Here is a 12,362-nt window from a genome sequence, read left to right as displayed (position 1 = left end):
GAAGGTTCCCGCGAAGCGCCCTTGGAGGCCTGCGCCGGGGCTCAGTCGTCCTGCGAGTCCAGGGCGGGCCGCTGGCGCCGGGGGGCCGCGGCGGGCGTGCCGCCGGGGAGGGTGGCGTGCTCGGGGACCTTCGCGTTCCGGGCAATGGCCTGGGCGCTCAGGCTCGCGGCGGAGCGGGCCGGCGCCGGGGCGGGCCTGGTGGCCTCCCCCGTCTGGGTGAAGACCTCCTTGAGCGCGGCGACGGCGCCCAGCGTGGCGGTGGCCTCGTAGGGGACGAACATCTTGTTGTCGCCCTTGCCCAGCTCCTGGAGGGTCTCCATGTAGCGCAGCGCGAGCACCTCGGGCGTGGCGCGGCCGGTGTGGATGGCCTCGAAGACGAGCCGGGTGGCCTCGGCCTTGCCTTCGGCCTGCAGCATGGTGGCGCGCTTGTGGCCTTCGGCGCGGGCGACCTCGGCGTCGCGTTCGGCCTCGGCGCGGAGGATGCGGGAGATCTTCTCGCCCTCGGCCTGGAGGATGGCGGCGGACTTGTCGCCTTCGGCCTTGGTGACCTCGGCGCGGCGCTCACGCTCGGCGGTCATCTGCTTGGCCATGGCGGCCTTGATGGCCTGGGGCGGCTCGATTTCGCGCAGCTCCACGCGCGTCACCTTGACGCCCCACTTCTCGGTGGCCTCGTCCAGCACGATGCGCAGCTTGGTGTTGACCGTCTCGCGGCTGGTGAGCGTCTGGTCCAGCGTCAGCCCGCCCATGATGTTGCGCAGGTTCGTCATCGTGAGCTGCTCGATGGCGAGCGCGAGGTTCTCTATCTGATAGAGCGCCTTCGCGGGCTCGACGATCTGGTAGTAGATGACCGAGCCGACCTCCATGTTGACGTTGTCGTGGGTGATGACCTGGACGGTGTCGAAGCCCATGACCTGCTCGCGCAGGTCCACGAGGTTGCTGCGCATGACGCGGTTGCCCGTGCGCATCTCGATGGCGCGGGGCGCGTCCACCAAGGGGATGAGGAAGTTGAGGCCGCTGCTGGCCGTCTTGTAGAACTTGCCCAGCCGCTCCACGACCATGACCTTGGCCTGCGGAACGATGCGGATGCCGGTGGCGGCGATGCCCACCAGGATGACCGCGAAGACGCCGAAAATCGTCACGACTTCCATCCCGTCTACTCCTTCCTCGGAGCCTCCGAGGGAACCGGCAATGACGCCGTCGGTCGGCGCACCCAGAGTTTGAGACCTTCCACCTGCTCCACGGTGACGCGTTCGCCTTCGGGCACCGGGCCCGACAGGGAGCGCGCCGTCCACAGCTCGCCATTGATGCGCACCGTGCCCCCGAGCGGGTCGCCCAGGGACTCCACCACCACGGCCTCCTGGCCAAGCATGGCCTCGATACCTGTCTTCAAATGCGTGGCGTCACGCATGAAAACGTTCTTGAAGAGGGTGCGGGAGGCCGCGAACAGGGCGACGGAGACGGCGGTGAACAGGTAGAGCTGGCCGTTGAGCCCCAGGCCCAGGGCCGCCCCGACAGAGGTGGCCAGCGCCCCCACGGCGAGCCAGAGGACCATGAAGCTGGTGAGCTGGAGCTCCAGCGCTCCCAGAAGGAGCGCCGCGATCAGCCAGAGCTGCCACGCGGTGGGAGTGAGGTCCATGGTGAAAGATGTTTGTCAGTCGGGTTGGCGTCCTGTCAAACGGTCGCGAGGGCTTCAGTAAGCGCCGCGCCGCGCTCTCGAAAGTGGACGACCGCGGCGCTCAAGCGCGCGGAGCAGCGCGGGGCGCAACCCATGAAGTCGCTTGCCCGCACCGCGAAGATCCAATCTAGCGCCTGAACGCCTGTTCGGTATCTAGATCCGGGCGTGGACTACGCCGAGCTGGTCTGCCGCTCCAACTTCTCGTTCCTTCGCGGGGCCTCGCACCCGGAAGAGCTGGTGGCCACCGCCGCGAGGCTCGGGCTGCGTGCGCTCGCGCTGACGGACGCGGATGGCCTGTACGGCGTGGTGAAGGCGCACCTGGCGGCGAAGGAGCACGGGGTGCGGCTCATCCTGGGCGCCGAGCTGACGCTGGAGGACGGCCCCCCGGTGGTGGTGTACGCGGCGGATGGGACGGGGTACTCCAACCTGTGCGCCCTGGTGTCCCAGAGTCGGATGACCCACCCCAAGGGCGAGGCCGGGCTGCCGTGGCGCGCGGTGGCGGACCGGTCCGCGGGGCTGCTCGCGCTCCTGCCCGCGCCCGCGCCCTTCGAGCAGGTCGCCTCGCTGGCGGAGGCCTTCCCGGAGCGCTTCCATGTCGGCATCTGTCGGACGCTGTCCGCGGGGGACGCGGAGCGCGAGACCCGGGCGGAGCGGCTGGCGCTGGAGCTCGGCGTGCCGCTGGTCGCGCACAACGACGTGCACACGCATCACCGCCGGCGGCAGGCCTTGCAGGACGTGCTGGTGTCCATCCGCCACGGGACGTCGGTGGACCAGGCGGGGACGCGGCTGCTGCCCAACGCGGAGCGGACGCTGAAGTCCCCACGGGACATGGCGCGCCTGTTCGCGGACCGGCCAGAGGCCCTGGCGCGCGCGGCGGAGCTGGCCTCGCGCTGCCACGCCTCATTGGATGACTTGCACTACCGCTTCCCGGAGGAGGGTCTGCCCGAGGGTCGCACCGCGGACGCACACCTGCGCGTGCTGACCGACGAAGGACTGCGGTTCCGCTATCCGGAAGGTGTGCCCCCGGCGGTGGTGAAGCAGATTGAACATGAGCTGAAGCTCATCGCCGCGTTGGACTTCGCCGGCTACTTCCTGGCGCTGTGGGACATCGTCCGCTTCGCCAGGGCCCAGGGGATTCTCTGCCAGGGGCGGGGGAGCGCGGCGAACTCGGCGGTCTGCTACGCGCTGCAGATCACCGCCATCGACCCGGTGCGGATGGGCCTGTTGTTCGAGCGCTTCCTGAGCATGGAGCGCAAGGAGCCGCCAGACATCGACGTGGACTTCGAGCACGAGCGTCGCGAGGAGGTCCTCCAGTACGTCTACGAGAAGCACGGGCGCCGGCACGCGGGCATGGTGTGCGAGGTCATCTGCTACCGGGGCCGGCTGGCGCTGCGTGAGGCGGGCAAGGCGCTGGGGCTGTCGTTGGACCAGGTGGACCGGCTGTCGAAGGTGTCCGCGTCGAACGGCTTCGACGTGACGCCGGACGTGCTGCGCGAGGCGGGCCTGTCCGCGGAGGACGGCCGGGTCCAGAAGACGCTGGCGCTGGCCATGGAGCTGGAGGGCTTTCCCCGGCACCTGTCCATCCACGTGGGCGGCTTCGTGATGACACGCGAGCCGCTGACGGAGCTGGTGCCGGTGGAGAACGCGGCGATGCCGGGCCGCACCGTCATCCAGTGGGAGAAGGACGACATCAACGAGGTGGGGCTGCTGAAGGTGGACCTGCTGGCGCTGGGCATGCTGACGGCGCTGTCGAAGTGCTTCGCGCTGATTCGCGAGCACCACGGGAGGGAGCTGTCCCTGGCGACGGTGCCGGCCGAGGACCCGAAGGTCTACGACATGCTGTGCGAGGCGGACACGGTGGGTGTGTTCCAGATTGAGAGCCGGGCGCAGATGAACATGCTGCCCAGGCTGCGGCCGAGGACGTTCTACGACCTGGTGGTGGAGATCGCGCTCATCCGCCCGGGGCCCATCGTCGGTAACATGGTGCATCCCTTCCTGCGCCGGCGCCACGGCCAGGAGCAGGTGGCGTACCCGAGCGAGGCGGTGAAGGAGATTCTCGGCAAGACGCTGGGGGTGCCGCTCTTCCAGGAGCAGGCGATGAAGCTGGCCATGGTGGCGGCGGGCTTCACCGCGGGCGAGGCGGACGGACTGCGGCGGGTGCTGAGCCACAAGCGCGCTGAATCCATGCTGCTGCAATACCGGGGGCGCTTCGTGGAGGGCTGCGTGTCGCGGGGGTACACGCGCAAGCAGGCCGAGGAGTGGTTCGACAACTTCCGGGGCTTCGCGCACTACGGCTTCCCGGAGAGTCATTCAGCGAGCTTCGCGTTGATTGCGTATGCGTCCAGCTGGCTGAAGTGCCACTACCCGGCGGCCTTCACGGCGGCGCTGCTCAACTCGCAGCCCATGGGCTTCTATGCGCCGCACACGTTGGTGGCGGACGCGCAGCGGCATGGCGTGGTGGTGCGGCCGGTGGACGTGCGGCACTCGAGCTGGGACTGCACGCTGGAGGAGGGCGGGGCCGCGCTGCGATTGGGCCTGCGGATGGTGAAGGGCCTGGGCGAGCCCGCGGGGCGGCGCGTGGCGACGGCGAGGCGCGAGGGCTTCCGCGACGTGGGCGACCTGGCGCGGTGGTCGCGGGCGCCTCGGCACGAGCTGACACGGTTGGCCCTGGCGGGCGCCCTGTCGTCGCTGTGCGGCTCCCGGCGTCAGGCGTTGTGGGAGCTCCAGGCGCTGGGGCCGCTGGACTCGGATGACCTGTTCTTCGGCATGGCCATGGACGGCACAGCGGTGGAGCTGCCGTCCATGGACGTGCTGGAGCGGGTCGTCGCGGACTACGACACGGTGGGGCTGTCGCTGGAGAAGCACCCGCTGGAGCTGCTGCGCCCGGTGCTGAAGCAGCAAGGCGCGGTGACGGCGGAGGGGCTGAAGAAGGTGGCCCACGGGCGGAGGGTGGCGGTGGGGGGCATGCTCATCTGCCGCCAGCGTCCACCCACGGCCAAGGGCATCTGCTTCATCTCCCTGGAGGACGAGACGGGCATCGCGAACCTGGTGGTGCCTCCGGACGTGTACGAGCGGTGTCGGAAGGACATCCATGGCGCGCTCTTCCTGGTGGGAGAAGGCGTCCTGGAGCGCTCCGGCAAGGTGACGAACGTGAAGTCCTTCCGCGTGGCGTCATTGCATGGACAGCGGGGTACGCTGCCTGGGCGATGACCGCCGAGCTCGAATGGAATGATGGGGTGCGCCCCTACACGCCGCTCTCCACCCTCAAGCCCGTGGCTGACGGCGTCTGGTGGGTGGACGGGCCGGTGGCGAGGATGCGCGTGGGCCCCATCTCCCTGCCGTTCCCGACGCGTATGGTCATCGTCCGCCTGGGGTCGGGCGGCTTGTGGCTCTGGTCGCCCACGGCGCCGACGCCCGGGTTGTTCGAGCAGGTCGATGCGCTCGGCCCGGTGGAGCACCTCGTCTCTCCGAACCGGTTCCACTACGCGGGCATCTCGGCCTGGAAGGCACGCCATCCGCGCGCGACGGCCTGGGCGTCTCCGGGGGTTCGCGAGCGGGCGCGCTCCCAGAAGCTGGACGTCCCGTTCGATGCCGACCTCGGCGACGCCGCGCCCGCGGCCTGGGCCACGGAGCTGGGCCAGCTCATCTTCCGGGGCAGCCGCTTCGTGGAAGAGGTGGTGTTCTTCCACGGTGCGTCCTCGACCTTGATTGTCGCGGACCTGGTCATGGCGCTGGAGCCCGAGCGTCTCCGGCCCCGCCTGCGATGGCTGCTGACGCTCGGCGGAGCGATGTGGCCGGGACAGACGCCACGCGAGGTGCGGGTGGCGACCTGGGGACGGACGGCGCGGGCGCGCGCCTGCTACCAGCGGATGATGGCATGGCAGCCTCGCCGGGTGCTCCTCGCGCACGGCCGCTGTCACCTCGATGAGGGCGTGGCCCCGCTCGAGCGCGCCTTCTCCTGGCTGCGCTGAGGCACGGGCGTGGCGAGTCCTGGACGCGCGCGCCGCGTCAGCGCAGGTGCATGAACACCCTGGGGGAGGCGGGCAGCTCCACGTCGGGGGTGGTGAGCAGGCAGGTGACCCGGGAGCCCCCGGGGAATGGCAACCACCTGGAGCGCAGCATCAGGTGCGCGGGCGTACACGGGCTGCGCAGCATCGCGGCGCAGTCGACATCCTGGGTCACCATGTCCTGCATGGCGACCCACAGCAGCCGCCGTTGCTCCGAAAAGGGCAGTCCGTCCTGGAAGGCGAGCAGGTCCACCAGTCCCGTCGTCAGGAGGCCTCGGGCCGTCATCTGCAACGTGTAGTAGTTGACCAGGCCTTGGATGACGCCGCCCCGCTCCAGGACGAAGGTGCGTGGGACGTCGCGGAACTGGAGCTGGTGGGCCAGACGCTCTGACGTGTAGGCATAGCCCAGGTTCACCGGCCGCATCATCTTCTGGACCAGGGCCATGCATTGCGACAGGTCCCGGGGTTGGTAGGCCCGGATGCCGTCGGTGCGCGCCGCCAGGAAGCCCCGGTGGTGGAGCGGACGCGTGAAGGTGAGGAACGCGCGCTCGGCGACGCTCAGCGACCAGCGGACCGCCTTCTCCGTGTTGAAGACGTGCAGCCACATGCCCAGGCCGTTGAGGTAGCGCGTATGGCTCCGCCGGCCCCAGAAGCCCTGGCCCAGGGTGCCGTTGGCCACGCAGCCCAGGGTGATGGCCGCGCCACGCTCGCGGTGACGTGCCCGCATGGTGTCCGACAGCTTGATGCCAATCCCCTGGCCCCGGTTTTCTGGCGCCACGCTGACCCAGCTCCCGTAGGTGCCATCCACCTGCCGCTGACCGAGCTGGATTTTCGCCGGCTCCGCCAGGAAGGCCCCCACCAGCTTGCCCTTCGAATACGCCCCCAGCAGGTAGTCCCGGTCCGCCAGGGGATTGCTGAAGAGCAGCCAGTCGAAGAAACGCTCGTCCCAGACCGTCAATCCCATCTTCGCGCCGTAGGTGCGCTGCCAGACGCTGTTGATGAACCGGGACGCTTCCTTCGCGTCGCCCTCGAAGGTGCGGACCTCAACCATGACGGGCCTCGGGCGCGGAGATGGGCACCGGCGCCGAGGTAGGAATGGGGACGACGGTCATGGGCTCCGCGGTGGAGGCGGACGGGTGCTGGCCGAAGAGGTGCGTGTACAGCGCGCGCGTGGTGGGGATGAGGGCATTCCAGTCGGGGAGCTGGATCTTCTCCGGGCCGACGAGCACCTTCGCGTAGATGGCCTCATAGACGCGCTTCACCGTGTTGGGCGCGATGGCGTCCACGTCGAACGCGGGCACCAGGCCCACCAGCTTGAAGCCGCGGAGCTCGGCGTTGCGCTGCGCCCGGGCCATCTTCAGGGTGGAGTAGTACAGGATGACCTCCGCGCCGATGCCGCGCCCCACCTGCTCCAGCAGGGCGATGCCGAACTGCCCCAGGCCCAGGCCTCGCTGCGAGGGCTCGACGGCCCCCATCGCGGCGGACAATTGCAGGCCGCGAACGTTCTTCTCCAGCGTCAGCAGCCCGATGATTTCCTGGGTGGCCTCGTCCCTTCCCAGAATCGCATACACCGGCTGATCCGGAGACTCACCCTGGAGACAGACATGCTGATCATAGAAAGAGTGCTCCAGGTGCCGGCTCTCCGTGCCGACCCGGATGTCCGGATACCACTTCCCCAGGAGCGTCGTGACCTGATCGATGGAGTCCCGCGAGAGCTGCTCGAGGCTGCAGCCCTCTGGCGGTCTGAGCCCCCCCAGCATCTCGTCCAAACGGCGCCATTGCATCTTGTGCATGGTGAGCATGATTCAAGGTTGTGGACGCGCCGCGCAGCTGCTTTCTTCTGTCTTTTCTTGAGTATGTCTTTGGCCGATCATGTCCTCTCTTGAAGCGTGACGCGTTACACAGGCGCCACGTTTGGGAGTGGGCAGACGATATGCGGGCTCGGCGTGAGGGGAGGGGGGACGTCCGTGAGCCGACGTCCGCGCGCCCTCAAGGGCGCCCTCCCCGGAGGGAGGGGCCGGGCGGCCCCGGGTCAGGAATTGAATGTGAGTGATTGGGATTTTTTTAGTGTGTCGTGTCGCTTGGGGCGGATGCCAGGCGCGGCCCTCAGGCCAACAGCCGGACATCCTCCAGGCTCGCGGCCGGTTGGATGAGGTCCACGCCGTGCGCGGCGAAGCGCCGTGCCGCCGCCTTGCTCCGGGGGCCGTGGCCATGCTCCAGACACCACTGCGCATGGGCGCAGAGCAAGGCCAGCTCCAGCGTCCGTCCCAGCGTCAGCGAGAAGCGCCGGGCGCCCGCCTCCAGGGTGGCGGGGTCCTCCATGGCGCCGGCCACCCAGGCCCGCGCGTGCTCCAGCGCGCCGTGGGCCGCGTCGACACAGGGCCGCAGGCCCGCGTCCCGGGCCTGGCCCAGATGGCCCTCCACCTCGTGGAAGAGCGCCTCCAAGGCGCCTTCCTTCGCCAGGGCGCGCAGGGCGTCCAAGGAGAGGACGTTCGTGGTGCCCTCCCAGATGGACAGCACCTGGGCGTCGGCCTGCAGCCGCGGAATGCCCGTGTCCTCCACGTAGCCCGCGCCGCCGAAGGACTCCGTGACCTCGGAGGTGACGTGCACCACCTGCCGGCCGGTGGTCAGCTTCGCCAGGGGCGTCACCAGCCGCTGGAGGAGCAGCTCCTGCTCGGTGGCGACGCGCGCCTCCATGCGGCCCAGCAACTCCACGGCGCGGAAGGCCAGCAGGAACCCCGCCTGGAACTCCGCCTCCAACCCCGCCAGGGTGTCCATGTGCAGCGGCTTGTCCGCCAGCGTCGCGCCGAACTGCACCCGCCGCTGGGCATAGTCCCGGGCCAGGGCCAGCGCCCGGCGCATGCTCCAGGCGGAGCCCACCGCGTTCCAGGTGCGTGTCACATTCAGCATCCACGCCATGTTCCGGATGCCATCCGTCAGCCCCGCCACGGGAATGGCCAGCGTGCCATCCAACGTCAGCTCCGCCGTGGGCACCTTGCGCGTCCCCAGTTTGTCTTTGAGCCGGTTGATGTGGATGCCATTGAGTCTTCCGTCCGCGTCGCGTGTCTCCACGTAGAACAGGGCCAGGCCCTTGCCGCCGGGGCCATTGCCTTCCGGGCGCGCCAGTGTGAGCGCCATCTGCGCCGTCGTCGCGGAGGTGAACCACTTCGTCCCGGACAACCGCCAGCCCTCCGGGGACTGCCGGGCCACCGTCTGCGTGAGCCCCACGTCCGAGCCGCCGGTGCGCTCCGTCATCCACTGGCCGGACGTCCACGCCGTGGCTGGCTCCCGGGACGTCAGGCGGGGCAGGGCGCGCTCGATGAGCGCCGCGTTGCCCAGCGTGAGCAGCGAGCGCGCCGCGCCGTCCGTCATCGCCAGCGGGCACGAGTACACGTCCAGCGACGGCTGCACGAGGTAGTTGAGGACGAACTGATGGACGCGGCTGAGCTCGGCGTTCTTCTGCTCGTAGGCCGTGGCCACCAGGCCGCGCCGCGCGGCCAGGGCCTCGGCTTCCTTCCACAGCGGTGACACCTCGATGTGGTCGACGCGGTGGCCCCACGCATCCCACTGGGTCAGCGCCGGCTCGTTCAGCCGGTCGCGGAGCTGGAAGCGGTAGAAGTAATCCCCGCCCAGCTCTCCCAGCTCGCGGAACTCCTCCGTCAACCCGCGCTGCAAGTCTTGGGGCAAGGTGCGCGCCAGGTAGCTCTGGAGCAGCGCATCGTCGTCGTACTGGTTGCCCAGCCTCGGCGGTTCCTGGAAGAAGCTCATGCGCCAAGGCTAGCACCCACGCTCCGCGGACCTGGCTGGCGCGACGCCGTTGTCGGGGAGGCGTCGGACAGGAAGACTTGGGTTCAGTGCTTTTCTGCTTGTTCCGCAACTCCGTTTCGTTGAACCCGGACCGATGCGGTAGGCTCCGGCGCGAACACCTTGGAGCGAGCACCGCATGTCCCTGTTCAGGCGACCGCCATCCCCGGAGTCGGGCTCGTCGAGCGACGAGTCCAGCCGCAGCGTCACCCCCGTGGAGACGGCCGTGGTGCCGCCCACGGTGCCCACGCCGGTGCTGTCGGGGCCGCCTCGCCCGCGCGTCGGCGCCACGGGGGCGACCGCCGCGCTCCCGCCGCGTCCCCCGGGCGCCGCCACCGGCTCACGCCCCGCGCTGCCGCCGGAGCCGGCCGAGCCCGACTTCCCCACCGAGCGCCGCGCCGTGTCCTCGCCGCCGGACCGCCGGGCGCCTCCACAGGGCCCGGCCACGCTGCCGTCCGTCATCGTCGCCCCGCCGGAGCGCCGTGGGCCCGGGCCTTCCCAGTACTCGGGCCCGGACCGGCGTGGCAGCGCCGCCAGCCCGCCGCAGTACAACGGCCCCGAGCGCCGGACGCGGCGGCCGGGAGAGGAGGGCGGCGCCGGCCAGGGCGACCGCTACTGGCCCGCCCAGCCCCGCACCCTGCTGGAGACGGGCCTCAACACCACCTTCGTGGAGGAGCTGGTCCTCAAGGCGCTCTTCTTCGCTGGTGAGATGCGCGGCATGGACATCGCCGCGCGCCTCCAACTGCCCACCGCGCTGGTGGACGACGTCATCGAGGGCCTGCGTCGCCAGAAGTACATCGACATCCGCGGCGGTGGCGGCTCGGGCGTGGGCAAGTCGACGATGATCTACCAGCTCACCACGTTCGTGACGGACGTGCTGCGGCAGGTGCTCGACCGCAACCGCTACAACGGCCCCGCGCCGGTGCCCTACCTGGAGTGGGCGGCCGCCGTGAAGAAGCAGACCGTGCGCGGCAACCGCATCACCCGCGCGCGCATGCAGGACAAGTTCGGCGACCTCATCATCAAGGACTACATCTTCGACGGCATCGGTCCGGCGATGAACTCCGGCCGCGCCATCTTCTTCTACGGGCCCCCGGGCAACGGCAAGACGGCCATCTGCCAGGGCATGGTGAACTGCTTCGGCGGGGACATCTTCATCCCCCACGCCATCCTCATTGACGACTTCGTGGTGCGCATCTTCGACGCCAACCTCCACAAGGTGGTGGAGGACGAGCCCGGCACGCCGTCGTATGACCGGCGCTGGGTGCGCTGCCGGCGCCCGCTCGTCGTCGTGGGCGGTGAGCTGACGCTGGAGATGCTGGACCTCGTGTACTCGCCGGAGGTGAAGTACTACGAGGCGCCGTTCCAGATGAAGGCGAGCAACGGCATGCTCCTCATCGATGACTTCGGCCGGCAGAAGGTGTCCCCCAAGGACCTGCTCAACCGGTGGATCGTCCCGCTGGAGAGCGACATCGACATGCTCACCCTGCACACCGGCAAGAAGCTGCAGGTGCCCTTCGACGTGTTCGCGGCCTTCTCCACCAACCTGGACCCCAGCGACCTCGTGGATGACGCCTTCCTGCGCCGCGTCCGCTACAAGCTGGAGGTGCAGCGCCCGGACGAGCAGCAGTTCCACGACATCTTCCAGGTCATGTGCCGCAAGCGGGGCGTGCCCTACAACGCGGCGGCGGTGGACTACCTCATCGACGCGCACTACCGCCCGGTGGGCCGCCCGTTCGCCGCCTGCCAGCCGCGTGACTTGCTGGACCAGGTCATCGACATGGCGCACTACCAGGGCGTGGAGCCGCGCCTGACGACCGAGCTCCTGGACTCCGCCGTGCGTGGCTACTTCGTGCGCTTCGACAAGGACAAGCCGGCGGGCACGTCGGCCTCCGCGGGCTGAGTCACCGTCATCCGCCCGGGGGCCGGGGCGCGAACGGTCCCCAGGGCGAGGGCTCCAGCCACTGGCGCACCTCATCCACCGGCACGTTGGCCAGCACGTCCACCAGCGACATGCCGTGGACGAAGCGGCCCGGCCGGCCCTGCGCGTATTCGGGGTGGCGGAAGCGCTGCCAGAGCACGCGCACGTCCACGTCCCGGAACCGGCCCACCTGGAGGTACAGCGACGAGCCCAACCCCGAGTAGTACGTGTGCGCGCCCAGCTGCCGGCAGTACGCCACCAGCCGGGCTGACTTGTCCTCGCCCTGCTTGTCCAGCGTGGAGGCCAGGACGAGGTTCGGCGTCAGGCCCAGCGGCTCGTTGAAGAGGGCCATGCTCGCCAGCAGCACTCGCAGCAGCGAACCGGGGCCCGACTCGCGCGCCGCCGCGTCATAGAAGGGCTCCAGCCGGGGCAACACCTGCGAGGCGAAGCAGGGCCGCTTCGCGTACAGCGACACCAGCGTGCGCAGGTGCTCGCGGGCCCAGGGCTGACGTGCGTCCACCGCCAAGTCCTTGATGAGGGTGTCCCGGTGCGGGTCCTCCAAGGGGATGGACAGCCACTGGAACCCGGGCTCCGTGGGCGGGGGCAGGGGGACGTTGTGGGGCAGGGCCACCCGCGTGCGCCGCTGCCAGCCGCGCCGCAGCCACTGCACGTTGTCCAGCACGACGAAGGTCCCCGCGCGGGCCAGCTGTTCGTGGAAGTCCACCCACGGCAGGTAGTGCGGCTGCTCGGCGACCACGACTCCAGGGATGCCCGGCACGCGCCGAGGATAACGTCCTGGCGCCACCCCGTGGCCACCCGTTTGCCCGCGGTCCCGCATGTTTCCAGCGGGCGTGGGGTGTACCTGACCCCCGCGCTCCGGAGGCTCCCGGCTGGAAATGCCATGCTGCAGAACCGTAGTATTTTACAGCCCGTGTGTTTGGGGCCACGGAGCAGG

9 protein-coding genes are annotated in these 12,362 nt (G+C 69.8%); 3 read left to right on the top strand and 6 right to left on the bottom strand.

Annotated features, from left to right (window positions below):
- Positions 1 to 41: 41 nt before the first annotated feature.
- Together HV826_RS11680 and HV826_RS11675 are read right to left on the bottom strand one after the other, a co-directional pair.
- Positions 42 to 1,148, bottom strand: coding sequence for an SPFH domain-containing protein (locus tag HV826_RS11680; RefSeq protein ID WP_176417088.1), 1,107 nt, complete (start codon positions 1,146 to 1,148; stop codon positions 42 to 44).
- A 5-nt stretch (positions 1,149 to 1,153) separates the two neighbouring features.
- Complete coding sequence (locus HV826_RS11675) at positions 1,154 to 1,636, bottom strand: NfeD family protein (protein WP_176417087.1); 483 nt, start codon at positions 1,634 to 1,636, stop codon at positions 1,154 to 1,156.
- A 204-nt stretch (positions 1,637 to 1,840) separates the two neighbouring features.
- Here HV826_RS11675 and HV826_RS11670 point away from each other — a divergent pair, with 204 nt between their 5' ends.
- Positions 1,841 to 4,885: an error-prone DNA polymerase gene (locus HV826_RS11670; protein ID WP_176417086.1), complete on the top strand. Its 3,045-nt coding sequence runs from the start codon at positions 1,841 to 1,843 to the stop codon at positions 4,883 to 4,885.
- Complete coding sequence (locus HV826_RS11665) at positions 4,882 to 5,646, top strand: DUF4336 domain-containing protein (protein WP_176417085.1); 765 nt, start codon at positions 4,882 to 4,884, stop codon at positions 5,644 to 5,646. The genes HV826_RS11670 and HV826_RS11665 overlap by 4 nt, the downstream gene beginning before the upstream one ends.
- 37 nt (positions 5,647 to 5,683) lie before the next feature.
- On the opposite strand, the gene HV826_RS11660 is transcribed toward HV826_RS11665, so the two are convergent.
- From HV826_RS11660 to HV826_RS11650, 3 genes are all read right to left on the bottom strand, one after another.
- A complete protein-coding gene (locus HV826_RS11660) occupies positions 5,684 to 6,733 on the bottom strand; it encodes a GNAT family N-acetyltransferase (RefSeq protein ID WP_176417084.1) in 1,050 nt (349 codons plus the stop codon).
- On the bottom strand, positions 6,726 to 7,484 hold the full coding sequence (locus tag HV826_RS11655; RefSeq protein ID WP_176417083.1) for a hypothetical protein: 759 nt from the start codon (positions 7,482 to 7,484) through the stop codon (positions 6,726 to 6,728). Before HV826_RS11655 ends, HV826_RS11660 begins: the two co-directional genes overlap by 8 nt.
- Positions 7,485 to 7,788: 304 nt before the next feature.
- Positions 7,789 to 9,450 (bottom strand): acyl-CoA dehydrogenase family protein, encoded by a 1,662-nt coding sequence (locus tag HV826_RS11650; RefSeq protein ID WP_176417082.1) that lies wholly within the window; start codon positions 9,448 to 9,450, stop codon positions 7,789 to 7,791.
- Positions 9,451 to 9,625: 175 nt separating this feature from the next.
- Between HV826_RS11650 and HV826_RS11645 the strand changes: the two genes are divergently transcribed.
- Positions 9,626 to 11,389, top strand: coding sequence for an ATPase (locus HV826_RS11645; protein ID WP_176417081.1), 1,764 nt, complete (start codon positions 9,626 to 9,628; stop codon positions 11,387 to 11,389).
- 7 nt (positions 11,390 to 11,396) lie between these two features.
- On the opposite strand, the gene HV826_RS11640 is transcribed toward HV826_RS11645, so the two are convergent.
- The gene (locus HV826_RS11640) at positions 11,397 to 12,164 is read right to left on the bottom strand and encodes a WbqC family protein (protein WP_368670893.1); all 768 of its coding nucleotides are present in this window, start codon (positions 12,162 to 12,164) and stop codon (positions 11,397 to 11,399) included.
- Between the last annotated feature and the right edge of the window lie 198 nt (positions 12,165 to 12,362).

The organism is Myxococcus sp. AM010, assembly GCF_013372585.1.
Classification (GTDB): domain Bacteria; phylum Myxococcota; class Myxococcia; order Myxococcales; family Myxococcaceae; genus Myxococcus; species Myxococcus vastator.
Note: the sequence above shows the minus strand (reverse complement) of the source record. Positions and strands in the feature narration are given on the sequence as shown.